The organism is Zhongshania aquimaris (assembly GCF_019312595.1).
GTDB lineage: Bacteria > Pseudomonadota > Gammaproteobacteria > Pseudomonadales > Spongiibacteraceae > Spongiibacter > Spongiibacter aquimaris.
Genome location: NZ_JAHWDQ010000008.1, coordinates 32,010 through 57,064 on the forward strand (window position 1 = coordinate 32,010; position 25,055 = coordinate 57,064).

At 49.4% G+C, this 25,055-nt stretch carries 24 protein-coding genes; 15 read left to right on the forward strand and 9 right to left on the reverse strand.

Going from position 1 to position 25,055, the window contains the following annotated elements:
• The first annotated feature begins 90 nt into the window (after positions 1-90).
• The 5 genes from KXJ70_RS18570 to KXJ70_RS18590 all read left to right on the forward strand — a co-directional run bounded on the left by KXJ70_RS18570 (position 91) and on the right by KXJ70_RS18590 (position 4,668).
• Complete coding sequence (locus KXJ70_RS18570) at positions 91-1,125, forward strand: aminoglycoside phosphotransferase family protein (RefSeq protein WP_219045053.1); 1,035 nt, start codon at positions 91-93, stop codon at positions 1,123-1,125.
• Positions 1,126-1,130: 5 nt separating this feature from the next.
• A complete protein-coding gene (murU, locus tag KXJ70_RS18575) occupies positions 1,131-1,811 on the forward strand; it encodes an N-acetylmuramate alpha-1-phosphate uridylyltransferase MurU (protein WP_255558583.1) in 681 nt (226 codons plus the stop codon).
• 112 nt (positions 1,812-1,923) lie between these two features.
• Positions 1,924-2,592 (forward strand): ribulose-phosphate 3-epimerase, encoded by a 669-nt coding sequence (gene rpe / locus KXJ70_RS18580; RefSeq protein WP_219045055.1) that lies wholly within the window; start codon positions 1,924-1,926, stop codon positions 2,590-2,592.
• Entirely contained in the window at positions 2,589-3,284 is a 696-nt protein-coding gene (locus KXJ70_RS18585; protein WP_219045056.1) for a phosphoglycolate phosphatase, read from the forward strand. The genes rpe and KXJ70_RS18585 overlap by 4 nt, the downstream gene beginning before the upstream one ends.
• A 67-nt stretch (positions 3,285-3,351) precedes the next feature.
• Entirely contained in the window at positions 3,352-4,668 is a 1,317-nt protein-coding gene (locus KXJ70_RS18590; protein ID WP_219045057.1) for a cobyrinic acid a,c-diamide synthase CobB, read from the forward strand.
• A gap of 71 nt (positions 4,669-4,739) precedes the next feature.
• Here KXJ70_RS18590 and KXJ70_RS18595 read toward each other — a convergent pair whose 3' ends face one another.
• Entirely contained in the window at positions 4,740-5,225 is a 486-nt protein-coding gene (locus tag KXJ70_RS18595; protein WP_219045058.1) for a DUF2345 domain-containing protein, read from the reverse strand.
• A 204-nt stretch (positions 5,226-5,429) separates the two neighbouring features.
• Here KXJ70_RS18595 and KXJ70_RS18600 point away from each other — a divergent pair, with 204 nt between their 5' ends.
• Together KXJ70_RS18600 and olsF are read left to right on the forward strand one after the other, a co-directional pair.
• Complete coding sequence (locus KXJ70_RS18600; RefSeq protein ID WP_255558579.1) at positions 5,430-6,254, forward strand: UDP-2,3-diacylglucosamine diphosphatase; 825 nt, start codon at positions 5,430-5,432, stop codon at positions 6,252-6,254.
• 18 nt (positions 6,255-6,272) lie between these two features.
• Positions 6,273-8,012, forward strand: a complete 1,740-nt coding sequence (gene olsF, locus KXJ70_RS18605; protein WP_219045059.1) for a bifunctional ornithine lipid synthase OlsF — start codon at positions 6,273-6,275, stop codon at positions 8,010-8,012.
• 80 nt (positions 8,013-8,092) lie between these two features.
• Here the strand turns inward: olsF and KXJ70_RS18610 are convergent, their stop codons facing one another.
• The 5 genes from KXJ70_RS18610 to KXJ70_RS18630 form a co-directional block, all read right to left on the reverse strand.
• On the reverse strand, positions 8,093-8,860 hold the full coding sequence (locus tag KXJ70_RS18610) for an alpha/beta fold hydrolase (RefSeq protein ID WP_219045060.1): 768 nt from the start codon (positions 8,858-8,860) through the stop codon (positions 8,093-8,095).
• Complete coding sequence (locus KXJ70_RS18615; RefSeq protein ID WP_219045061.1) at positions 8,857-9,987, reverse strand: DUF2817 domain-containing protein; 1,131 nt, start codon at positions 9,985-9,987, stop codon at positions 8,857-8,859. Before KXJ70_RS18615 ends, KXJ70_RS18610 begins: the two co-directional genes overlap by 4 nt.
• 8 nt (positions 9,988-9,995) lie before the next feature.
• Positions 9,996-11,057 carry an MJ1255/VC2487 family glycosyltransferase gene (locus KXJ70_RS18620; protein ID WP_219045062.1) on the reverse strand — a complete coding sequence of 354 codons (1,062 nt, stop codon included), beginning with the start codon at positions 11,055-11,057 and terminating at the stop codon, positions 9,996-9,998.
• A gap of 123 nt (positions 11,058-11,180) precedes the next feature.
• A complete protein-coding gene (locus tag KXJ70_RS18625) occupies positions 11,181-11,711 on the reverse strand; it encodes a phosphatase PAP2 family protein (RefSeq protein ID WP_219045063.1) in 531 nt (176 codons plus the stop codon).
• Between the two features lie 147 nt (positions 11,712-11,858).
• Positions 11,859-12,482 (reverse strand): class I SAM-dependent methyltransferase, encoded by a 624-nt coding sequence (locus KXJ70_RS18630; RefSeq protein ID WP_219045064.1) that lies wholly within the window; start codon positions 12,480-12,482, stop codon positions 11,859-11,861.
• Positions 12,483-12,651: 169 nt separating this feature from the next.
• On the opposite strand from KXJ70_RS18630, the gene sthA reads away from it, so the two are divergent.
• The 4 genes from sthA to KXJ70_RS18650 all read left to right on the forward strand — a co-directional run bounded on the left by sthA (position 12,652) and on the right by KXJ70_RS18650 (position 16,522).
• Positions 12,652-14,043 carry a Si-specific NAD(P)(+) transhydrogenase gene (sthA, locus tag KXJ70_RS18635; RefSeq protein WP_219045065.1) on the forward strand — a complete coding sequence of 464 codons (1,392 nt, stop codon included), beginning with the start codon at positions 12,652-12,654 and terminating at the stop codon, positions 14,041-14,043.
• 209 nt (positions 14,044-14,252) lie between these two features.
• The gene (locus KXJ70_RS18640) at positions 14,253-14,435 is read left to right on the forward strand and encodes a hypothetical protein (protein ID WP_219045066.1); all 183 of its coding nucleotides are present in this window, start codon (positions 14,253-14,255) and stop codon (positions 14,433-14,435) included.
• Positions 14,436-14,695: 260 nt separating this feature from the next.
• A complete protein-coding gene (locus tag KXJ70_RS18645) occupies positions 14,696-15,472 on the forward strand; it encodes a DUF3014 domain-containing protein (protein ID WP_219045067.1) in 777 nt (258 codons plus the stop codon).
• 126 nt (positions 15,473-15,598) lie between these two features.
• Positions 15,599-16,522, forward strand: coding sequence for an NAD-dependent epimerase/dehydratase family protein (locus KXJ70_RS18650; RefSeq protein ID WP_219045068.1), 924 nt, complete (start codon positions 15,599-15,601; stop codon positions 16,520-16,522).
• Between the two features lie 25 nt (positions 16,523-16,547).
• Here KXJ70_RS18650 and KXJ70_RS18655 read toward each other — a convergent pair whose 3' ends face one another.
• Entirely contained in the window at positions 16,548-17,417 is an 870-nt protein-coding gene (locus KXJ70_RS18655; RefSeq protein ID WP_219045069.1) for a MaoC family dehydratase, read from the reverse strand.
• A gap of 172 nt (positions 17,418-17,589) precedes the next feature.
• Here KXJ70_RS18655 and KXJ70_RS18660 point away from each other — a divergent pair, with 172 nt between their 5' ends.
• Positions 17,590-18,642, forward strand: coding sequence for an AraC family transcriptional regulator (locus KXJ70_RS18660; protein ID WP_219045070.1), 1,053 nt, complete (start codon positions 17,590-17,592; stop codon positions 18,640-18,642).
• 18 nt (positions 18,643-18,660) lie between these two features.
• Here the strand turns inward: KXJ70_RS18660 and KXJ70_RS18665 are convergent, their stop codons facing one another.
• The gene (locus KXJ70_RS18665) at positions 18,661-19,551 is read right to left on the reverse strand and encodes a DNA ligase (RefSeq protein WP_219045071.1); all 891 of its coding nucleotides are present in this window, start codon (positions 19,549-19,551) and stop codon (positions 18,661-18,663) included.
• A gap of 169 nt (positions 19,552-19,720) precedes the next feature.
• Entirely contained in the window at positions 19,721-21,103 is a 1,383-nt protein-coding gene (locus tag KXJ70_RS18670) for a 3-oxoacyl-ACP reductase (protein ID WP_219045072.1), read from the reverse strand.
• Positions 21,104-21,345: 242 nt separating this feature from the next.
• Here KXJ70_RS18670 and KXJ70_RS18675 point away from each other — a divergent pair, with 242 nt between their 5' ends.
• From KXJ70_RS18675 to KXJ70_RS18685, 3 genes are all read left to right on the forward strand, one after another.
• Positions 21,346-22,644, forward strand: a complete 1,299-nt coding sequence (locus tag KXJ70_RS18675; protein WP_219045073.1) for an acetyl-CoA C-acetyltransferase — start codon at positions 21,346-21,348, stop codon at positions 22,642-22,644.
• A gap of 658 nt (positions 22,645-23,302) precedes the next feature.
• Entirely contained in the window at positions 23,303-23,773 is a 471-nt protein-coding gene (locus KXJ70_RS18680) for a Dps family protein (protein ID WP_219045074.1), read from the forward strand.
• A gap of 180 nt (positions 23,774-23,953) precedes the next feature.
• Positions 23,954-24,730, forward strand: coding sequence for a DUF1223 domain-containing protein (locus KXJ70_RS18685; RefSeq protein WP_219045075.1), 777 nt, complete (start codon positions 23,954-23,956; stop codon positions 24,728-24,730).
• Positions 24,731-25,055: the final 325 nt, after the last annotated feature.

Here is a 25,055-nt window from a genome sequence, read left to right on the forward strand (position 1 = left end):
CATTCTCTGCTAGGATGCCCGCCTGAGTGCATAAAAGGCGAAAAAACGCTTCTCAAAGATCGCTCAACAGGCTCATTGACGGAATAATATATGGATCACATTTTAAGCGAGCTGCATGCTTGGTGCCTTCAGCAGCTGGACTTGTCTGCCGGCGATGCGGCCAATGAGCTGGATGTCGTGTCCGGTGACGCGAGTTTTCGCCGCTATTATCGAATGTCGTTGAAGGCTGGTGGCACTGTCATCGCTGTTCATGCACCGCCAGATAAAGAAGACAATTTGTCCTTCGCGACAGTGCAGGCGCTGTTGAGTCGCCATGCTGCGCGCGTGCCTAAACTACTGGCTTGGGACGAAGCACGGGGCTTTTTGCTGCAGGAAGATTTTGGTGATCAGTTACTGTGCCCGTTGCTAGTGAACAGTGCGGCGGCGGATCATTATTATCGTCGCGCCTTCCGCGTGTTGTTGGCAATGCAGGCTATTCCTAGCAATGCTCACAAATTGCCGCTTTACGACAGCGCGCGGCTACATACCGAAATGGGTCTATTCCCAGAATGGTTTGTGGAGGGCCTTTTGCAATACCGCTTAAGCGCCGATGAGCGGGCGCTATTGAATAATGTGTTTGAAAAATTGAGCCTGCGTGCCCTACAACAGGCACAGGTGGTGGTGCACCGCGACTTTCATAGTCGCAATCTCATGGTTTTGCCGGATGAAAGCCTCGGCATGATCGATTTTCAGGATGCGGTGCAAGGGCCAATCACTTACGACTTAGTGTCTTTGGTGCGGGACTGTTATATCAGCTGGTCGCCGGAACAAGTCGACGATTGGATAGCGGTGTATCGGCAAATGGCTATGCGATCAGGGTTGCTGGGCAATATTAGCGAGTCCGATTTTTTACAGGACGTTGACTGGATGGGCTTGCAGCGCCATATCAAGGTGCTGGGTATTTTTGCCCGTTTGCATCTGCGCGATGGTAAATCGGCGTATCTGGACGATTTGCCCCTGGTTATCACTTATACCTTGAGCGTGGCGAGTCAATATCCTGAGTTCGAGCCGTTTTGTGCCTGGTTTGAAGACAAGTTAATCCCCCTTATCGTCAAGCAAGCTTGGTTTAAGGAGCTTGCGTTGTGAAAGCGATGATACTCGCTGCAGGCTTGGGTACACGGATGCGCCCGTTGACGGACCATACGCCAAAGCCCTTGTTGCGTGCTGGCGGTAAAGCCTTAATTGACTATCATATTGAGAAATTAGCCGCAGCGGGCATCACTGATATAGTCGTCAACTGCTCGTGGCTGGCAGACCAGCTGGAAACCTACTTGGGTGATGGCAGTCGTTATGGTGTTCGTATTTTTGTCTCCCGCGAAGAAGAGCCTCTGGAAACCGGCGGTGGCATTGTGCAAGCTCTGCCGCTGCTGAGCGGCGAGAATAATGACGCCCCCTTTTTACTAGTGAACGGCGATATTTGGACGGATTTTGATTTCGCGACATTAATGAGCTGTAAGCCGGAAGCGGGACACTTGGTGATGATAAAAAATCCATCACATAATCCGCTGGGCGACTTTGTCCTCAGTGCGAATGGGCTACTTACAGAAAAGCCGGACAGTGCGGCGGCCAATAATACGACCACTTTTTCGGGCATCAGTGTGTGGCGACCTTCGGTGTTTAGTGAGTTTAGTCTTGGCCGGCGTGCATTAAAGCCCGTGATGGTGGCGGCGATATTAAGGCAGGCCCTGAGTGGGCAACTGTATGAGGGCCACTGGTGGGATATTGGTACCCCTGATCGCCTAGCGGCGCTGGATGCGTTTTTAAGCTCTTAGAGTGGTGGCTGATTCTGTGGGCAAATGGTCGTAAAATGCTAGGCATTGAATTCACGTGTTTGTGCTTAACGGCGCGGATAATATTTATATAGTCAAACAAGCGGAAATGAATATGACAGATTATTGGATAGCACCTTCTATATTGTCGGCAAACTTTGCGTGTCTGGGCGCGGAGGTTGACGCGGTGCTGGAAGCGGGTGCGGACATCGTCCATTTCGACGTGATGGATAATCACTATGTGCCCAATTTAACGATTGGGCCAATGGTCTGCAAAGCACTGCGTAAACACGGTGTAAAAGCACAAATCGATGTGCATTTAATGGTGTCGCCAGTTGATCGTATGATTACTGATTTCGCCGAAGCAGGGGCTAGCATAATTACCTTTCACCCAGATGCTTCAACCCACGTTGACCGTTCACTGCAGATGATTCGCGATGCGGGTTGCAAAGCCGGTTTGGTTTTAAATCCTGCGGTCGGCCCTGAGGTTTTGAAATATGTCATGGATAAACTCGACATAATTTTGCTGATGTCAGTCAATCCGGGATTTGGTGGGCAAAGTTTTATCCCGTCAACGATAGATAAGATAAAGGAAGTGCGGGCACTTATCGATGCCTCGGGTCGCGATATCCGCTTAGAGGTCGACGGCGGAATTTCAGCTAAAAATATCGCAGAAATTGCCGCGGCAGGGGCAGACACTTTTGTAGCGGGTTCTGCTATTTTTAATGGTGGCGCTTATGCGGACGTCATTGAAAAAATGAGAAGTGAACTCGCTAGCGTATGAAGACACTGCAGGGCCTGCTCGACGGTCGCGAATTAAAAGCAATTTTATTTGATTTGGACGGCACGCTAATTGATAGCGTGCCGGATCTGGCAGCGGCATTAGATGCGAGTTTAGAACAGCTTTATTACACCCCCGCAGGTCTTGTGCGCACGCGGTCGTGGGTTGGCAATGGTGCGCGCAAATTAGTGCAGCGCGCTTTGGCCAACGCCTTAGAAATTCCAGAAAATGCGGTAAGCCCGTCTTTAATTGATCAATTGCTCGCGGTGTTTTTTGACCATTACGGTGAGCATAGTTGTGAGCAAACGGTGCTGTATGATGGTGTGTATGACGCCTTATCAAACTGGCATCAGCAGGGTATACGGATGGCCTGTGTGACTAATAAGCCTGCTCGTTTTAGCGACCCTATTCTGGTTCATTTCGGCCTGCAACAATTTATGCCCGTGCTGGTTGGTGGTGACACCTTGGCGGTGCGCAAGCCTGATCCTGCCCCTCTATTGTTGGCGTGTGAACAGCTTGGCGTTGATGTGGCGAACACGGTAATGGTGGGTGACTCAGTCAACGATGTAAGGGCTGCAAGGGCGGCAGGCATGCCGGTTGCCTGTGTTAGCTATGGCTATAACCATGGCGCCCCGGTTGCAGATGCAAACCCCGATTTGTTAGTGGATAACTTCTTCGATTTAGTTCGCTCTTAACTGCCTTATTAATTTTCACTAATGAGAAAGTTTGCCGTCACTTCAACTGCATTAACGATAATTCACTATGAGTAGTATTTTTTGCCCGGCCCTGTTTATTGCCGCACCGTCGTCGGGACAGGGTAAAACCACTATCACTGCGGCGATTGCTCGTTATCATAGTCTGCAGGGGCGCCAGGTTCGCATTTTCAAAATGGGGCCGGATTATCTTGACCCGCAAATTCTAGAGCAAGCCTCTGGCCACCCCGTCGTGCAATTAGACTTGTGGATGGCAGGGGAGGACTACTGTCGCCACCAGTTTTATCAGGCAGCTGAAACTGCTGATTTAATTTTAGTCGAAGGCGCTATGGGAATGTTTGACGGCGAGCCGTCTAGTGCAGATTTAGCCGCGACGTTTAATATTCCAGTGGCATTGCTGATGGATGTTAAGGGCATGGCGCAGACCGCCGCCGCCCTTGCGACAGGATTGGCGAATTATCGCGATGATGTACGTGTGCTTGGCTTGATCGCAAATAACTGCGCTTCTGATCGGCACCGTCAACTGATAGCAAATGCCTTGCCCGCACACTTACCATTATTGGCCACAATGAGTCGTGACCCTGAAATTAGTTTGCCGGAGCGCCATTTAGGTTTGGTGCAAGCAAGTGAAGTGCGCGACGAACTAGAGAGGTGTTTTAATAAAGCAGCAGCAATGATTGCTCAGGGCGCGCTTGCAACATTGCCCGCGCCGGTGGAGTTCAGCTCTCGCGAACTGCCAGTTGTTGCACCGCTACTTTTGGGGCAGCGCATTGCCATTGCGCGTGACGATGCCTTTAGTTTTATTTACGCCGCCAATCTCCAAATGCTGAAAGATATGGGCGCGGAGTTGATGTATTTTTCCCCTTTGCTGGACCAGCAATTACCAGACGCAGATGTGTTGTGGTTGCCAGGTGGATACCCCGAATTACACGCCAGCGCCTTGGCTGAAAACACTGTGATGCGATCGCAAATTCGCGATTTTTATTTGGCGGATAAGGTCATTTTGGCGGAGTGCGGTGGTTTTATGTATTGCCTAGAAAGCCTGCGTGATCTGAGTGGAAATAGCTTTGAGATGCTCGGGCTGTTGAGCGGTCAAGCGGCGATGCGAGATCGCGGTGGTTGCCAGGGGATGCAAACCGCCGTGTTGCCCGAGGGCGATATTCGCGCCCACGCCCATCATCGTTCCGCATCGGATAATACGCCTGATCCGATTGGCTGTGGTCGCCGACAGCGCCATCCAGCGCCGGGCGAAGAAATTTACCGCAGCCGTGGTTTGACGGCATCGTATTTACATTTATTTTTCCCGTCTAATCCAGCCGCGATAGCCACCTTATTTAATTCAAAGCGTAAACCTGAATCCGCGTGATTTCTCCGCTTATGCAAATAAAGGGTCAGACTTGAATGTTGAGAATCTCATTACGCCAGCCAGTATTCGGTTTAGTTTTGATTTATTTTGCTACCCTTTAGCGTGGCATTTGTCGGGCTCTTAACAATAATATCTGAAGAGCCCCGTATGTCTAATACAGTACCTGAGATGATGATGTTGCCATTCTTTTTCATGGTGATCGAAGATTGTCCACTTTGCAGGGTAAGTTCATCGCCTGAGTTTATGACCAGCTTTTTAGCCGTTGTCATCGTTAAATCACGCCGAGAATTTATGCTTAAACTACTGCCATTGTCTTGCAGGCTCGGGCTTGCAACACCGCGTTCAACCTGCATATCTGCAGCCACCCGAAGTGTGCCATCGGCTTCCCTTTGTATAATACTTTTAAGTGCATCGAGTTCCTTGCGAAGCTGGATAATTTGCTTTTGGAGATCATCGTCTCTTACGGTGCTGGAAGTATCAGCTGCTACGGCAGCACTTGTCATTGTTACGCTCAAGCCAAAGCCCATGACGAGTATTAATCCTTTAACGGTAGTCATTATTTTCTTCTCGCTGTGTGTTGTATCTGTTGATGGGCGTCATATATCTGCCAATGGATGATTCTATACTTGCTGTCTGAATCATAGATGAACGGCGACGGTTTGGTAGGGTCCCAGATAAAATTGTCATAAATCTGTCTTCAAAAAGCCCTCTGTTTGTCACTTTTAAGTCCTAATCTTGCCACAAATGCATAAAGAGGATGCATGAGCGTGGAAACAGGGAATAGATACAAAACGATTTGGCTATCCGACATTCATCTCGGCTTTAAAGATTGTCGAGCTGACTACCTTCTCAATTTTCTCAACAGTGTTGAATGCGAGACGCTTTATCTTGTTGGTGATGTTGTAGATCTATGGGCGCTCAAACGCACCTTTCACTGGCCGGCAAGCCACTACGATGTGGTTCGCGCTTTGTTTGCCAAAGCCAGTGAGGGCACGCGGGTTGTCTATATTCCCGGTAACCACGACGAGCCGATGCGCGATTACGTCGGCCACATCCTCGGTCCTATTGAAATCAAGCGCGAGGCAATCCATACCACAGTAAGCGGTAAACGTTTGCTGATGTTCCATGGCGACTGTCTAGACGAGCACATCTTGCTAAGCAAATGGGAGAATCTTATCGGTGACGCTGCCTATGATTTTCTGCTGTTTTTAAATCGCTGGGCTAATTTTTTCCGTCGCCGCTTTGGGCGCAATTACTGGTCGCTGGCTACGTATATAAAACAGCGTATCCCCAACGCTCGGCAGGTCATTACCGTGTTTGAAGATGCGGCGGTTAAAGAGGCCGCGAGACGAGGTCTCGATGGTGTTATATGCGGGCATATTCACCAGCCCGCTTTGAAGAAAATAAAGGGTCTGTTGTACTGCAACGACGGTGATTGGATTGAAAACTGTACCTTATTGGGTGAAACCCATGAAGGAAATTTAGAATTGGTGCAGTGGACTGAACATCAAACCTTATTGCAAAGCATGACAGGCAATGGCGGCCCGGTGAAAGCGGAAATTCTACCGCTGCGGCGTGCTGGGTGATAATCAGGAGTAAATGTCATGATTTCTGTCGATGCTGTGATTGATGAGCAATTTCCTAAAATTTCCAAGGGCAATCCGCGTATAAAGAGAACGCTGTCAGCCCTACTAAAATATCTTTTTCACGAGGCGGAATTTAAGCAGTTTGAAAAAGATTTCCCCTACGTTCAGGGCTTGGACTTTATTGAAAAAGGCCTGGATTATTTTGATTTTGGCTACGCGGTAAGCGCATTAGATAAAGAGCGTATTCCCGTTAGTGGCAGAGTCGTCATCATTTCAAACCATCCCATCGGCAGTCTCGATGGTCTCGCTTTGCTCAAGTTGGTGTCGGAAGTACGCGGCGATGTTAAAGTCATTGCGAACGAGTTGCTATATGCCATCAAGCCGCTGCGGTCATTGCTGCTTCCCGTCGACAATATGAGCGGTAAGCGCAATCGCAAAGAAAATTTGCAGGCAATTCACAGTCATCTGAGCGGTGAAGGTGCGGTAATTATTTTTCCCGCTGGCGAGGTTTCTCGTTTTAGTCCGGCGGGTATTCGCGATGGTCGTTGGCGCAATGGATTTATTAAATTTGCGAGTAAAGCTAAGGCGCCTATTTTACCTGTGCATATCAATGCGCGAAATTCGGTATTCTTCTATGCCCTGTCATTGCTTGCGAAACCGCTGTCGACTCTGTGGCTTATTCGGGAGATGTTCAAACAGAATAATCGCACCGTACGGGTGACTATTGGACCTGTGATAGAAGCGGATGTATACGAAAAGCTACCGTTGACCGCACCAGCTAAAGTACGTTTATTTAAAAAGCATATTTATAAACTCGGTCGAAGAAAACGCGGTGGTGAACCCTGTTTTATGCCTGTTGCGCAGGCAGTAGCTCACCCAGAGGACCGTCAGGAGTTGCGGCGCGCTATTCGCAAGTGTGATCACTTAGGCAGCACCCGTGACGGCATGGAAATTTATTGCTATCAGTACAGCGGTGACTGCACGGTGATGCGAGAAATTGGTCGTCTTCGCGAAGTGAGTTTTCGGGCGGTGGGTGAAGGTACCGGCCGCCGTCGCGACGTAGATGCATTTGATGCCTACTATGATCACATTGTGCTTTGGGACGAGAATCAACTTGAATTGGTCGGCGCTTATCGTCTAAAGCGTGTGACGGATTTAGCTGACGGCCAAACCCTATACAGCGAATCGCTTTTCGAATATCAGATACCTTATGCTGAAGAGTATTTCGAGTGCGGAGCAGAGTTAGGGCGCAGCTTTGTTCAGCCGCGCTACTGGGGGCGAAACGGTCTGGATTACTTGTGGCAGGGTTTGGGAACCTATCTTCGCCGCTACCCTGAAGTACGCTATTTGTTTGGCCCTGTTAGCTTGAGTGATAGTTTACCCCGCGGCGCCAAAGATTTATTGATTCAGTTTTATCAGCGCCACTTCCCCGCAACTCAGCCTTGGGCGAATGCCAATAGCCCGTATAAAAGTGAATTAGCTGAAGCCGTATTTAGCGGCGACGACTACCGCACCGAGTTTGCACAGTTAAAAGATCAGTTGGCGGCAATGGGCTGCGCTGTACCTACCTTGTACAAGCAATACACAGAGTTGTGTGACGAAGGTGGCGTGAGTTTTACAGCGTTTAATGTTGACCCAGACTTCGCAGACTGCATTGACGGCCTGGTTTTGGTAGACCTACAAAGAATGAAATCAGCCCGTCGCAAGCGCTATCTGGGCGAAGACATTACTGAGGCGCGCGCGAATAAAGTGGCGTGAAACATCATGTGCTAAGCTAGCTAAGGATTTTGCCTTAGCTAGCTTTTAAAAGTCCCTATATTGCTTGTGGTTTGTTCAGCTCAATTAGCGATCTGCTTGAAGCTGGCGAGCAAATAGTCTGCGTCATCAATCGGTAAGTCATGCCCAGCCGTGTTATGTAGCCATAGCGGCCAGTGATATTTCTCTGCCAGATACTCACTACATTGATACGACACCATTCTATCCGCGCGACTGCTAATGAAATGACCGTGGGAATTTGCGAGGCCTTCTTTTGAGGGCGAGTAAAAGCGTGATGCCGCAATTAGCTGGCGTATCACATTGCGTATACTTGCTGGGTGGCGGGCGCGTATCTGACACCACTGTTCGAGCAGTGCCGCATGGCTAGATTTATTATTGCTCACCATATTGAGTATTGCGCGCTCTTGCTTGCGCGGTGACAAAGCAAATAGCGCGTAAAGTGTTGCAGGCAGCGCGCTGGGTTTTAAGCGTTTAAAGAAGCCACAGTCTGCGCTGCTGGTGCTAATGAATATAACCTTGGCAATATTATTCGGCGACGTTGTCAACCAATCTAGTGCCACCATGCCACCTAATGACAGTGCAACAATGCCGAATGTTGAATTGTTATTGGCTAGCTCTGCGGGAAGCCGCTGCTGAATGTCGCGGCGTATCTCCGAAATGGTGAGGGGAGACCTGCGCAGGTGCTCGCTACCGAATCCGGGTAGATCAATAGCGTGACAATACCATCCGAGTTCGCTTTCACAGCGTTTTATAAATTCCCCCCAATGAGCTTGCTCCCGGCTCAGACCGCGAAGAAATAGCCAGTGCTTAATGTCGGCGTTGGCGTTCATAGTTGGCGATACCAGAGACTTTGTGCCATTTGCTGCATCTCCCGCTCCTGTTCGCCTTTGGGTTGCCAGTGCTCGATGTTTCTTGCCGCAGCCAGTAGAAAGTCAATTAATAGCAGATGGCCGCGCAGAACTCTAGCGTGGCGGTGAGGAACGGTGGGGTTGAATAATCCGGCAAAACTAAAAAGTTGTTGGGGATGTTTTTTAACCCACAGCCATGACCCCATTTCGAGGGTGAGCGGCAGTAAGGTAATTCCTTCAGCGCGACATTGTCGATGAAAATAATCCCAAATATCACCGTGACTCAGGTAGTGCATGGCTTGCGGGCCAAACACATAATTGTGATGGGGGAAGTTGCGCTCCCACAGTAATTTCAGCGCGACATAGCTGCCGATGTCGTCGATGGGTTGACGGCGATAGGCATAGGGAATCCACAGATGATCTTGAAAGCCAAATCCGGAATGAAAGTCGACGACAATACTGGGGCGGTCTACTTGGCAGTAGCGTTTAATAATATTTTGCAGGGCAACAAATTCGCTTTCGAAATCAGCTCCGCGTTTTCCTCTATACCAGGGAATAGCTTTTGATATGCGCTGACCGCCGACTAAAAACGGAACCTTGTCTTCTGCATCAATAGGAGCGTGGCGATTTAAGTCGATGCCGTTTGGGTTGCAGCGGGAGTCTTGCAACATGCCGCCGGGATTAACTAGTGGCACTGCGACTATGGCGATCTCGCTTTCAAATTGCGATCGCCAATTGCTATCCCAGCGGCACCGTTCTATTACTGTTTCTAGCCACGCTAACAGAACTTGAGTGCCTATGCGCTCTACGCCGTGGATGCCGGCGGTGAGTAGCAGGCAGTGCTTTGCAATGTCTGGGTTGCCAATGGTGAGCGATACGACGGGTAAGGTAAATTCATCGACGTCAACGAGGGCTTCGGTGCGGGTGGTAATTAAATCGCCAGCTTGCCGGCAAAGTTGTTCGGTGGAAAGGAGCTCAGAAAGCCGGTGGCGAAGACGGCCACGGCAGTCGTCCATCACACTGGTGAAATCTGGGAAATCCGGCCCGTACGAGGCGGTGTCCGTATGGTTTGCTATGTCCTCCATACGGGCTTGTTCTTTATATCCCATGGTTGGTATCAGCCTGTCGCGGCAATCATGTCGGCGGGTCGACCAGTTTGTTCCCAAAGTTCTGACACCAGTTTTGAGCTGTCATGCCACTCGCCGCTCAATAGCCAGTCGCAAATTGCCGCGGCGACATCGGGATAGTACGCGGCAGTTTGCGCGGGGATATTAGCGAGCCAGTTTTCAATATGCTGTGCTGAGAAGTCATACATAACAGTTGCGGCGCCTAGTTGTTGCAGGGCGGCGGCGTTACCTAATTGTTCTGACTGCCCCGCTACCGGTTTTGCGAGGGCCGGAATTCCCATATGCAGGCATTCGCTAATTAATTCAAACCCCGCATTGCAGATAACGCCTTTGGCTCGACATAGATTATGTTTGAAGTCGTGTAGGCTAGTTGGTCTAAGGCTTATATTTGCGCGCTCCTCACGCGGTAATTGAGGCGCGAATTGAATAAATTTTTGATTGGGAAATGTCGCGAGTGCCGCACTGACTAGTTGCTGATCTTCAAAGGGCAGGTACACGACGATGTGCGCCGGCGAGCCGCAAGGCTGGCGAATTTCGGCAGGGTTGATTATCGGCGGCGCGATATTGGCGTTAAACGCATCCCAGTGTAATCCCAAGCGGTATTGAGTGGGTGCAAAGAATTTCATAATAAGACGGTTGCGAAGGTCAACCCCGCTTTGAGGTACGTCGGGGTAGCCAAATGCGTACTGGTGGCCAATTCCGATGACAGGCTTTTTCTTTAGACGGCCGGCCCAGGCGGTGACGGGTTCAAAATCGGTAATGATTGCATCGTAAAAGCTGATATCGAGTTTGCGAACATCCCGAATAAACGTTAGCGGTTTGGTTTGGACTAGGGTTTGTATTGCGCTAATGCTACCTTTATTTGTAGCGAAACTGAGGCCATCTCTGAGTTGGTAGTCGCCGAAAATCTCCATATCAAAATACTGGTCGGCGGCGCGACCAGAGAACAAAAATTGAACGTCTATATTTTTTTCGGAAAAGTGCGTGGCCAACATGCGGGCGCGGGAAATATGGCCATTGCCGGTTCCCTGCACACCGTATAGGAGTTTCATAATGGATCTCTCATGATTGGGTTGCTACCACTGTGTTCACTGCGTGATGGAGGTGAAGATTGGGAGTGGTAGGTGACGTTTTGCGACGGCATGATATCCGCGCGCATGATCAGAAAAATGGTATTAGACTGCTGCGACAATCGAATGTCCCAGATGCGCGATCCCAATACCTAAGCTGGCGCCGGCTAGGGTGTCGGTGGGGAAATGCACGCCGAGTATTACCCGCGAGGCACCCACGGCAACAGCCCACAAGAAAAGTGGAATACCGATAGCCCCGAAAAACAGCACCGTCATGGTCGCTAGTAAAAAGGCGGCCGCGGTGTGGCCTGAGGGGAAACTGAATTCGTCTGAGGCAATAATGGCGGCACTAAAAGCGGGAATGGCGGCGGGCGGTCGCTTTCTGCGGCAGGTGTTTTTTAGCACCCAGTAAATGGGCAGCCATGCGGCAAAACTAATCATAACCGCACTAAAATAGCTTAGACCTTGGTTTGCCCCCATCATGTAAACGCAAAGGGGAAGGCCTAGCTGGGCATAGCCGTCGCCGGTTTTTGATACACTTCGGGCTACACGAGACAACTGTTGCTGGTGGCGGGTATTCACGCAGGCCAGAAACATTCGCACATCGAACTGATTTATCGACTGTATTAAGCGCATAGTTTTATCCTCACATCTGAAACCATACGCTGATGTGTTTTCAATATTGTGACAAATGTATTGCAATTTTAAGACAGAGTTGGATGAGGTTAGGTGATGGAGGAGGGCCTAAATACATGCAGAACTGACTAGTGAGGTAGATGTATCTTAGGCATTTTCAATCAGCAGAATGCTGCCCCGATGATGGCGGCTAGTAAGTACTTCTGAGGGTATTAATTCGGCAAAAAAGTCGTCGATGCACGCTTCGGCTACCGCTAAGAAAGGTGGGCGGTGAGGGTCTGCAATAATGATTTTTTCAACACCGGCATCAACGGCGCGGTGAATTAAATCGAAGACTTCTTCGCTCATCTCATCCCAAAAGCAAATGTCGCTGGCAATGATAACGTCGTACTGAGCTAAAGTGTCTGCATCTAAGGCTTCGAAGCGGGCACATTGAGTGTTTATGTTTACCGCATTGTGCTGCGCTAGCAGCGACAAGTAGGGAAAGACAGCGGGATCGGCATCGACGGCAGTTACCGTGGCTTGAAGATGCTTGGCGCAATATATGCTTGCTAGCCCCCATCCGCAGCCTAGGTCGAGCACTTTGCTTGCAGCCGGTAGCGGGTTTTTTTGTAAATAGTCGATAAGCAGATAGGCGCTGCCCCACAGTTTATTGCCGTGTAGCTGGGTCGCGTGCGTGGCCCGCTTTAGGCGGCGCATATCGGGGTGTGAGGCGAGTAGGGTTCGCACTCCAAAATAGTCTCGAATCTGGATTGGTGACGTATTGGGCATAGGCGTGTCCTACTAAAGTCTGGCTTGCTTATGTTGTATAGCGTCGGTGACGATATACAGAGCCGCGATCTTAATTGTGAAAAGAATGTATTACCATGATCATCATCAAGATATTCCTTAGCTCACTCATGCTGAGTAGCTATGTTTACAGATTTAACGGACGGGTTCTGTGACGAAATTTGATTACGACGTTTTAGTATTAGGTAGTGGCCCCGCCGGAGAAAGCGCTGCGCTGAATGCCATGAAGCACGGGCATCGGGTGGCGGTGGTGGAGGCGCAAGACGCCGTCGGTGGTGCATGTACCCATCAAGGTACTATTCCATCAAAGGCCTTACGGCATATGGTGAGACAGGCTATTAGATACAATACCACGCCAGCGTTTCGCGATATTGGTGACGCGCGAACACTAAGTTATCCCCGTCTACTTAGTCATGCCAATGAAGTCATTTCGCGGCAGGTGGATATGCGCAGTCGCTTCTACTACCGCAATCAGATTCGTCTTATTTTTGGTCGCGGCCACTTTGTTGATAAGAATACTGTTGAAGTGGTGACGGATGAGGGGCAGGCGGAATCCTTTACCGCGAGTAGTGTGGTAATAGCTACTGGCTCGCGGCCCTACCGCCCGGCAAATATCGACTTTTCTCACCCTCGGATCTATGACAGCGATACCATTCTGAAAATGACCAACACCCCGAATAAAATCATTGTTTATGGAGCGGGTGTTATCGGCTGCGAGTACGCGTCAATTTTTTCCGGTATTGGCATCAAAATCGAGTTAATCAATGGTCGGGATCGTCTGCTGGAGTTTTTAGACGACGAAATTTCCGATGCCTTGAGTTATCAACTTCGGAATATGGGAGTGATGATCCGCCACCGTGAAGTGTATAAATCGGTTGTTGCTAGCGACAAGGGCGTCGAAGTATTGCTGGAGTCTGGTAAGCGTATCCACGCCGATGCGCTCCTTTGGTGTAATGGTCGAAGCGGTAATACCAATCAATTAGGTTTGGATCAGATTGGTCTGGAAACAGATCATCGCGGTCAGTTAATTGTGGACGAGCATTACCAAACCACTGTGCCGGGCATTTTCGCTGCTGGAGACGTCATCGGTTGGCCGAGCTTGGCGAGTGCCGCTTACGACCAAGGGCGTTCAGCGGCGGCATCAGCCCGCGGCAAAGAGCAGTGTCGTTTTGTGGATGACGTGCCAACAGGCATTTACACACTGCCTGAAATTAGCTCGGTGGGGCAGACTGAGCGCGAGCTGACCGAAGCGAAAATTCCTTACGAGGTGGGTCGCGCATTTTTTAAAGATACCGCCCGCGGCCAGATAAGTGGTGAGACGGTTGGAATGCTTAAACTGCTCTTTCACCCCGAGACCTTGGAAATTCTCGGTATTCATTGCTTTGGTGCCGAAGCGGCGGAAATTATCCATATCGGTCAGGCCATAATGAAACAGCAGAATGGCGGCAATACCCTGCGCTATTTTGTGACCACTACGTTTAATTACCCGACCATGGCTGAAGCCTACCGAACGGCGGCGCTGAATGGTTTAAATCGCTTGTAGTGCGCTGGATTTGCTAAGCCTTCGGCCATCTTTGAGCCAGTAACGTGTTTTGCTAGTGGTTTGGTAAGGTCGCTGTTAAGAAAATATTTACACTATAGGTATAAATTTTTATTGACAGAAATTCGAGTTCGTCATAAATAGTGCCCTGAACAACCACGGTTAGCCGAGGGGTTCATTCTGTATCTACGATGTACTGGAGTGGGCAAGTAATGGCAAATGACCTAGCCGATGATGATATTGACGATATCCTTGAAGACGATTCAGCCCCTGATTTTGAGGAGCGCCGACTTATGGGTGGAGGCGATAGCAGTATTCGTCGCAAAATTGAAGAGCGTTTAGAGCGCAAACGCCTGATGGATGAGTTGGATCTATTGGACGATTTCGACCTTTAAAGCCTTTATTTCACTGCTACATAGTGAAATCTCCGTTTGTACGCCACGTCCTGTGGCGTTTTCCTTACTAATTTCTTGAGTTACCGACTCGGTATTACAGTCTGTATTGCTGATTTTGAGTCGCGGTTATAACATGCAGAGATAATTTGCATGTAATAGCTACCGGCGTTAGGGTTAAGCCATTGCTGAGACTGGTCTTCTGGCCCCAGTGATGGCAGCAGAAAAATCCCCTTGCGTGATAAATAAAACAGGAATGAGTAATGAATTGGAAAGCCTTATCTGCAGTAGTGGTGATCGTCGCCGTCGCCGGGTTTGTTTGGTACGTTTTAGATCGCTCGGCAAATAGTGAGTATAACGAACCGGTAGTTGAGACGGTCGATGACGCAGCCGCCAAAAAGAAGGTGAAAGAGACACTGGCGGTAGAGTCGGAGTCTGATTACAACGAAAAGGCGGCTTCGGCGCCTGAGCCACCTGTTGCAATCGATGGCAGCGATGAGCAGCTGCGCTCTGCGGCAGCGACTTTGTCGGCACCGTTGGCTGAATGGATGCAGCCTGATGAGCAAGTTCGGAAGTGGGTTTCTGTGGTCGATCAGCTCGCTACTTACCGATTCCCGACCAAGCATCTACCGCTGGTGTATAACAAAGAGCCTTTCTTGGCAGTTAAGACAGAAAAAGGCTTCAAGAACGACCCAGGAAACTACAAGCGTTGGGACGGGCTAGTCAATACGGTAACGGCGGTGGAGCCGAAAAGCTTGGCGATTTACTATAAAAAATGGTCGCCATTTTTAGAGGGCAGCTACAATGAATTGGGTAACCCCCAGTCGTTCGATAATCAGTTGCGCACAATGATTGAACATTTGCTGATGGTTGAGCCCATTCCCGAGGATGCCGCCCTGAAGCAACCCAAGGTGTTGTATGAATACGTTGATCCAGTTTTAGAGAATGCGGATCCGCTAAGTAAATGGATGTGGCGCCTCGGGCCGGAAAACATGAAGAAACTGCAGGACTGGCTGCGGGACTTAGAACGCTTCCTTTAGTATTTTAGCGCTAATTGGCCCCTCTGTTTCGCCATCCGTTTGGATGGCGAAAATTGTTTTACACTTGGTTACACTTCTGCTCCCGAATCCACTCATATAATAATTCTATGCAGCAGGTGAATAGCTATGCCGGTAAGCCCCGTTGATTTAAATAATACCAATATCCTAATTACTGGCCCAACTGGGCAAGTCGCCGCACCGATCGTCGATGCGCTTAGTAAGATTGCCAATGTCACGGCGCTGGCGCGTTTTAGTAAAGATAGTGATAAAGCGGCGCTAGAGTCGCGTGGTATCAAGGTTATTCGCGCCGATCTCGCTGATAAGAGCAGCTTACAAGCCTGTCCTGATGAGTTTGACTATGTATTGAATTTGGCTGTGGTTAAATCGGGGAACTTTGCCTACGATCTGGCTGCAAATGGCGAAGGGGTGGGGAATCTAATGGCTCGCTGCAAAAGTGCTAAGGCCTTTTTGCACTTCTCGTCCACTGCGGTATACGAATACGCGGGCCACTCTCCGCGCAAAGAATCAGATCCATTGGGTGATAATCATCGCGCCATGTTCCCCACGTACAGTATTGCTAAAATTGCGGCAGAAACGGTGTGCCGTTTCGCCGCGAAGCAATTTTCTATCCCCACCACGATTGCCCGTCTCAGTGTGCCTTACGGTAATAATGGCGGCTGGCCCTATTTTCACATGCTGATGATGAAGGAGAATATCCCTATTGATATTCATCCTGAAGGACCAAATACCTACAATCTGTTGCATGCCGAAGACTACATTGAAAAGATCCCGTATTTATTGGCTGCCGCGAGTGCTGATGTCACCACGACCAACTTTGGTGGTTCTCAGGCGGTAAGTATTGAGGAGTGGTGCGGGTATATAACCGAGCTGACTGGGTTTGCACCAAAGTTTAACGAGAAAGCCTCGGCATTCGGTAGCCTGTCTATAGATACCACTCTCATGCATGAACTTATCGGTGAAACCCGAGTAGATTGGCGCGACGGTATTCGCGCCATGCTTGAAAATCTAGCGCCACAGGCACTTAAATAAAGTGCTGGGTGAGCCGGCCGCTATCTTATAGTGGCTGGATAAAGCCGATGAGATGCGGTTTTACACCGGTTTTATCCCGCAATTCAAAATCCAAACTCGACTCGCCTTGCTCGTAATCTAGCCGCACGCTAGCCGGCAAAAATATGGGCGTTTTGAAATCGACATGGCAGCGAAACGCGTTGCTCTTAACGTCATCACTTAATGCCGCTAAGCAAGCGGCTTTGCTCCACATGCCGTGGATAACCATGCGCTTAAAGCCCAGTACCTTGGCACTGAGGTCATGGAGATGAATGGGGTTAAAGTCGCCAGAGGCGCGGGCGTATTGGCGGGCGTCGCTGCGCTTGATCTCAATAGTGCGGGAGTTCAGGTAATTGCGTGGCTCGGCGCGAGCCGCCTTGGGAGCGCTGGCGATATTGGTTCTGGCACGGGATAAATAGCGGCTAGTATCTTCCCACACCAGTTCGTCACCGCAGAATGCGTCACAGTGAAATGTGAATTCATAACCCTTGTCAGTGACATTGTGTTCGGCTACTTGGCAGCGGAGCAGGACTTCTTCCTCGCTGCTGATCTGTCGATGTTGAACAATAGTATTACTTAAATGTACGCAGCCCATAGGTGAAACTGGGAAGTCTTTATTGAGCATCAATTTCATATGCAAACGAAAGACTTGCACGTGGAGAAAGCTGGGCGACAGAAAGGGACTACTTTCACTAAAGCCACAGGCCTCGTTGTAGCGACGCAGCTGTTTAATATTGCTTTTGATATTGCCCACTACCAATATTTGCATAGGAAAGATCGGCGTACTACTGGGCTTTTTTCGGGTAATCGCCGCCTTTAGCAGCATTGGCGGTGTGCTGGGTAGTGACTTGAGCCTGAACTCATTGCTTGCGGTCATTCGACTCTATCTCCATACTGAGCGTGGCACACTGGTTTGTAACAATTGCATACATACCCTAAAGTATAAAGAAAAATGCGGCATCAAGAATTTGCCCAGCCTCAGTGTCGTTTACGGCAGTTCGGTCAATGCTCGCCAGTGTTGATATTTTGTACAAAAGATACCCGCTTGAATGACAGCATCAAACGCTAAAAATTTTTCCGATCTCAGCGACTCCAGTTTCCTGATTCAGCTGGTATATCCGGCTATGCAGAGTATGGGGCTGGATGTTGAGCGTATCGTCAGCGAGTGCAGAATCTCGCCAAACCTGTTGCAAGATCGTAGTGCTCGCTTCCCACACACAGCCCAATTACAGTTTTGGCGAGTATTGGAAGAAGTGAGCGGAGATCAAAATATTGGTCTGCACTTGGCCGATGCCGTTCAAGTATATCGTGGTCAAGTATTGGAATACTTGTTTCTGAGCAGCCCAAATTTTGGCGAAGGTTTAAAGCGTTCGCAGAACTATCAGCGCTTGGTGACCGATGCCATGCAGTTTGAACTGCAAATTGGCGAACCGCAATCGCGAATGGTGCTTGAGTTTGCAGGAGATGATGACCCTAGTTTCCGTCACCGCAATGAATGTTTTGCGCGTTTTTTGATCCGTTATTTTCAGGCGGTGACCGACGGCGCGTTCGTGATTGATGCGGTCAATTTAACTCATGCTGCGGTTGGCGATGTGGCGGAATACGAAAGGGTATTTGGTTGCCCCGTGCATTTTGAACAAAATGAATCCTCCTTGGTGTTCGCCACTTCAATTTTGGCGACACCCTCTACTCATGCCGAGCCCGACTTACTCAAATTGCACGAGAAATTGGCTAGCAAGCAATTGGAGCGATTGTCGCGTCAGGATGTGGTTGGCGACGTGCGGCAAATAATTGCTGAAATGCTTGAGCTTGGTCAGCCAAGCCTAGAAAACATTGCCGCTCGTTTAAATATGAATGAGCGTGTTTTGCGCGCCCGCCTCACTGAGGCCGGTACGAGCTTTAATCAGGTATTGGCGGATTACCGCTGCGTATTAGCTAAGCGTTTATTGGCTCGCACCGATGAGAGTATTGCTGATGTCGTGTATTTGACCGGTTTTTCGGAGCCCAGCACGTTCTATCGGGCCTTCAAACGCTGGACTGAGTTGACGCCCATTGAATATCGCCAGCAGAAAAAAGCGGTGCAGGCTTTAGAAAGTGAGTGAGTCTACTCTTCAGCGGGTTTAGATTTCGTTTCTCAGACGCAAAAAACTCGCAAATCGCGGCGTGCCATTGCTGCTAACCCCGTAGTATTTGTAAGTAATCACTGAGCCAATAGGCGGTGGAGTCTCGCGCTCGGCATCTGAAAATCCGCTGCCAATTTTGAATCTCAGCCCTTCCTTGGTTTCCACTAAAATGGCACCTAGCATCCCTTTGTACTTCCCTTTGCCTAGGAGGTGCTCTACAACAGTTGCCTCGGCATCTTGGTGGCGCTTTAGTTTGAGTAGGTCATCACTGCGATTGGAATGGTATGGCGCGCTAGCTAAATGCAACATCAGGCCTTCGCCACCCGCTTCAATAACCTCGTCAAGGTAGTTCATCAAGGTAAGTTCATCGCTGAATTTTCGCTGTATGACTAAGTGTAGATAGGGCGAGGAAGTATTGCTGATAATCTGTTTCAGCAGCGTCAAACGATAATCAAAACTACCTTCTGTCCTGGGAAGGTCAAATGCCATGAAACGAATCGTCTTCCATTCAGATTCAACGGGATTCTGTTTGCGTACCGCGCCAGATAGGGCGTCAAACTTTCCTCGTCCCATCCACAGCTCGCCGTCGATCGCAGCGCTGGGGAAGTCTGCTATAAACCAGTTCGGAGCCTGATATATATTGCCCTGCCTTGAAACGAGCTGGTGCCCATTCCAAAATGCGCGCACCCCGTCGTACTTTTCACTTACCCAATATTTATCGAGGTCAATGTCACTGCGATAGACATTGGCGAGCATTAACGCGGGTTTGGAAAGGGCCTCGGCGGCATAAAGCAATGTATGTGGGATTAATACTAGCGTGACAATCAGTGTGTTGATTAGTAATGACACTAGTTTGCGATACTTGTATGAAAAGCGACGAGGGGTCATTGTGAATCCTCCATGATTCAAACTTTGCTCTGACCATCATACCGTTGCTGGGAGAAAACATAAAAGATCGCCGGTATTCGCGATCGATAAATCTAGGTCTGTATTATTATTGCAAAGGCCCCGCCTAAATAGGCGGGGCGGTATATTACATAGAAAATGTTAGCGTGGGTTAAGCGCCAAACCACGATTGGCCACATACTCTCACGGTATTACCACTCACACCGCGCGACGCCGGATTGCCGAAGAATGAAATCGTTTCGGCCACATCAACAGGCAAACCACCCTGCGATAGTGAGTTAAGGCGGCGGCCAAACATGCGGGTAAACAATGGAATTGCTGCAGTCATTGCAGTTTCTATAAAGCCGGGCGCGACTGCGTTCACGGTGATATTTTTATCGGCTAGCTCTTTTGACTGGGCCATGAAATCAACATAACCAATAACACCGGCTTTTGATGCGGCATAATTGGTTTGTCCTCGTTGACCACCAATACCGTTCATAGATGAAACCCCGATAATGCTGCCGCCGTCGTTGATGGTGTTGGTTTTGAGTAACTCAGCCGTGATGCGCTGAGCGGCTGCTAAGTTGATATCTAGCGTCATCTGCCAATGTGGTTCGCTCATATTCGCAATGGTTTTATCGCGGGTTACGCCAGCGTTGTGAACAATAATATCGACGCCGCCGAGTTCGCCAAGTGCTTTAGTGATAATGGCGGGAGCGTCAGCACTAGTGATGTCGGCAATAACCGCTTTTCCGTTTAGGCGCGTCATGACCTTGTTCAAGTCAGTCTCCATAGGCGCAACATCGACACCGACAACGGTCGCGCCATCGCGGGCCAGAGTGTCAGCGATGGCTTCGCCAATACCCCGTGAGGCGCCAGTCACCAAGGCAATTTTGCCGGCCAATGGCTTATGCCAGTCAGATATCGTGTTTGCGCTTGCCGCCCGCACTTTTATTACTTGGCCGCTGATATACGCTGACTTAGGTGACAAGATAAAACGCAGGCTGCTATCCAGGTTGGCGTCGGCGCCGTCGGCAACGGTAATTAATTGCGCTGTCGCGCCTTTGCTGCCCACTTCTTTGGCCAAAGAGCGGCTCAAACCTTCAAGTGAACGTTGGGTTGCAGCGGCTTCGGGGGTGGCGCACAACAAGTGCGGGCGTCCCAGAATCACAATTCTACCGCTACTTTTAAGTTTGCGAATGTTGGCATTAAAAAAGCGGTAGGCTGATACTAGCTCGGTAGCGTCAAGCAAGCCGCTGCCATCAAATACGAGTGCCTGATAGCGTTCTGCAGTATTGCTATCTGTATTACCACCCAGTTGAGTGGCGGCCTCTGGGCTGTAAAACACCTGGGCATCACTCTCAGCGAAATTGCTTTGCACTCGGCTGAGTAACTGTGCGTTGTCACCTGCGCCGACTAAAACGGCACCCGAGAAATAGCTGTGCTGTGTGGTGTCATAGCGGAGTAACTCAGTTGGTACGGTTACACCCATGGCGCCAAGCAGTTTTTTACCTGCTGCAGAATTAATCAGCTTTTCGATTCTATCGCTCATACTCAGATCTCCATCAGGGGTGTTAAATACAGTAATTCGGTCTACATTACATAGCAGCTTTGTCGAACATGGCTCTGTCAAATACCGAGCACAGTTCTTTAATGGCTGCATTGTAGCCGCACTACTCTATAAGATGATTGACAGTGCCGACCTATAGAACGGTCAATTCAGCCAATGTGGCTATAGAGAAGCTTGCTAAACTGCGGCCACTTTACTCTTATATGATTTTTTGAGGTCAGATTATGTCACAGGCAATTAAGCGCGTAGCGATCATTGGCGGTAACCGTATTCCGTTTACTCGCTCCAACACAGCCTATTTCGGCGTGAGCAACCAGTCTATGCTAACTGCAGCAATAGAGGGCTTGGTGCAGCGTTATAATTTGCAAGGTGTGTTGCTCGGCGATGTAGTTGCCGGTGCCGTAATGAAGCATAGCCGCGATTTTAACCTGACCCGCGAGTCCGTATTAGGTACCTCTCTTAACTCGGATACGCCCTGTTTCGATATTCAACAAGCCTGCGGTACCGGTTTGCAAGCGATCAATGTCGTTGCCAACCAAATAGCGCTCGGTCAAATTGAAGCGGGTATTGCCGGTGGCGTAGACACCACCTCTGATGCACCTATTGGTGTAAGTGAGGGCTTACGTAAGATTTTGTTGCAAGTGAATAAAGCTCGTAGTTTTAGCGAACGTGTAAAGCCCTTTTTGCAGTTGCGTCCGAAAGATGTCGGTGTCTTGATTCCTGCCAATGCTGAGCCGCGCACGCGTATGTCTATGGGCGAGCACACAGAAGTGACCGCAAAAGCCTGGCAGATTCCCCGTGACCAGCAAGATGAGCTGGCCTGTACTAGTCATAAAAATTTAGCCGCCGCGTATGAGCGTGGATTTTTCGATGACCTGATTACACCCTTCAATGGCGTGAACAAAGACAATATTTTGCGTGCTGACACGACTATTGAAAAACTGTCTTCGTTAAAGCCCGCTTTTGACAAGGAAAGTGGCCAAGGCACGTTGACGGCAGGTAATTCATCAACGTTGACCGACGGTGCTTCAGTGGTATTGCTGGCAAGTGAAGAGTGGGCAAAAGAGCGCGGTTTACAGGTGCGAGCTTACCTCACTATTGTTGAAACAGCTGCGGTGGACTTCTTTGGGAAAGACGGTGCCACAGAAAAAGAAGGATTATTACTGGCTCCAGCTTATGCGGTACCGCGTATGCTGGCGAAAGCGGGGCTAACTTTGCAGGATTTTGACTACTACGAGATTCACGAGGCATTTGCCGCGCAGGTGTTAGCGACCCTTAAGGCGTGGGAGGATGAGGCTTTCTGTAAAGATAAGTTGGGCCTTGATCGTGCGCTGGGCAGTATTGATCGTAGCAAGTTAAATGTTAACGGTAGTTCCTTAGCAGCGGGTCACCCTTTTGCAGCCACGGGTGGCCGTATTGTGGCGACCTTGGCCAAAATGCTGGAAGAAAAGGGCAGTGGCCGTGGTTTGATTTCAATTTGTGCCGCCGGTGGGCAGGGCGTTACCGCCATTATTGAACGTTAATTTTCTAAGTGTGATTAAAAAGGCCCTCAGCTTGCGCTGAGGGCCTTTTTTTCCTTTTGTAGTTTGTCCTTATTTACCGTAGCTCGCACAGTCACCAAGCTCATAGCCAATGACTTTTTCGTCGGCACAGGCGCTGCAGGCGTTTCCGTAAGTATTATGTCTTTCGGACGGACACGGAGCTGTTACACAGCGGATACCGGTATCCACATGGCCACACACTGGGCGGTATTCCCGCGTACACATTTCTGGCCTTGGTGATTCACATTGGGTGAAACCACCTTGCATTCTGGACGTAGGGGCTTCTTTAGGCGTGCTAGTGCATGCGCTGAGCGCGAATAAAGCTAATAAGAAGACGCTAAAACGAGACAATTGCTTGTTTAGATTATTGCGTCCCTTCAATAAAACCATCTGTCACCCCAGTTAATTGCTTTGCATGAGTAATAGGAGCCTCAGCTTAACGGTCTGCGCGCGCTTGCTCAAGATCGATGTTTTGCTACGCAGCTCTTCAATGAACTCCTCTGTAGAATAACTGTCATAGCCTTACGCTATCAACGGCATTCTAAATCAATATTTTAGATATGGATGTGTCTTTGTTAAGCTGGTCAACAAGGTTTAGTTACAAACATTAAGCTATCAAACCACCAAAGGGAGAATGTGTATGAAAGCTATCGATATTGGTATTAACGAAGCGAATCGTGAACAGATTGCCGGCGGGTTAAAGGTATTACTTGCAGATTCCTATACGCTCTATCTGCAAACTCATAATTTCCATTGGAATGTGACCGGCCCGCGTTTTCGCGACCTTCACCTGATGTTCGAGGAGCATTACACCGAGTTAGCACTGGCGGTAGATGATATTGCTGAGCGTATCCGTACCCTAGATGTCGCGGCGCCAGGAACCTATAAAGAATTTGCTCGCCTCAGTTCGATTGAGGAATTCGACGGCGTGCCAGATGCCGATGCGATGGTGGACATCCTCACCAAAGGTCATGAGCAAGTAGTGAAGAGTTGTCGTACCGTTTTGAAGGTGGCGCAAGAGGCTGACGACGAATCTACCGCTTCGCTAGTGTCCGACCGTATGCGAATTCATGAGAAGACAGCTTGGATGCTGCGCGCGATTAACAAATAGTCGTACGATTGTTCTGGAATGCGGCTGCTGCTGAGCTGCCGCATTCTTCTTTTTAGCAAACCTCCTATCGATAAAGTGCCCCGTGTAACATCGCGATAATCCTTGCGTCTACTTTTTAGCCATTTTTAACATTGGCTTATACATATTCGATAACGGCACATTAACACGCGGGATCAGATTATGAACAAGGCGCTAAATTTTACTGCGTTTGGACTGTTGCTAAGTGCGGTGATTGTCGCTTTCCCGCTGCAGGCCTTGGAACTGCAAAGCCAGCGCGAAGCGGTAACGACAATTGAGCTGTACACCTCCGAAGGTTGCAGTAGCTGCCCACGTGCAGATGCTTGGTTGTCGTCACTTAGCAAGGATTCAGCTATTTTTTCCCGAGTTATACCTCTCGCATTTCATGTCGACTATTGGAACGAGCTTGGCTGGCGAGATCGCTTTTCAGAGGCGGCATTTTCCTCCCGTCAACGGGCCTTAAGCCGCGCTAATATCGTGTCACAGGTGTATACACCGGGCTTTGTTGTTAATAATCGAGAGTGGCGGGCGTGGTTTAGTCGAGGCCACCTTGTTACCGCCGATCAATTACCAAACTCCAATAATGAGGTGGGCGTGTTGGCGGTGCGCTGGCCCGAGTATACCAAGCCTCTTTCGCTCAGCTTTGCGCCTATCAAAGAGGATGCTTCCAGTTTCCAGTTGCATGTCGCTATTATCGGCATGGGTTTAGAGACTCAAGTTCGTCGGGGTGAAAACCGCGGCCGGCTGCTGAAGCATGACTTTGTTGTGCTCTCCCACGCTGAATATCCTTTTGGCGTCGCTTCTCATGGCAAGCATTTAACTAAAAACCTGGCGGCTCCAGACATCCCTGACGAGGGGCAGCAAAGAACTGTATTAGTGGTTTGGGTTTCAGAAGGTGATTCACCAGCAATAGTGCAAGCGGTAGCAGGATATTTGTAGGGCCTGCTTAAAAATTAATCTGGCATAAGTAAGTGGTACCATTTCATTGTCAGTTTCTCGCTATACTCTCAATAAGATCGGCTTAAATGACTCTCTAAATGGCAGTATAGAGTTGGCGAAGAAAAATGCTTGAGTCCATATCGTACCGTCACTGTCACCAATGCTCATTTTGGTTTGTATGGGCGCGCTCATCCTGTTTCTGCTCGCTTGTTGACCACGGACCTGCGAGGCGCAATGTTTCAGCGGTCTTGTGTAAAATCTGTTTACTCGTCATTGTGATCCATTTGGCGTCACTCTCTGTATCAAATGGAGTGCGAGGGCATCG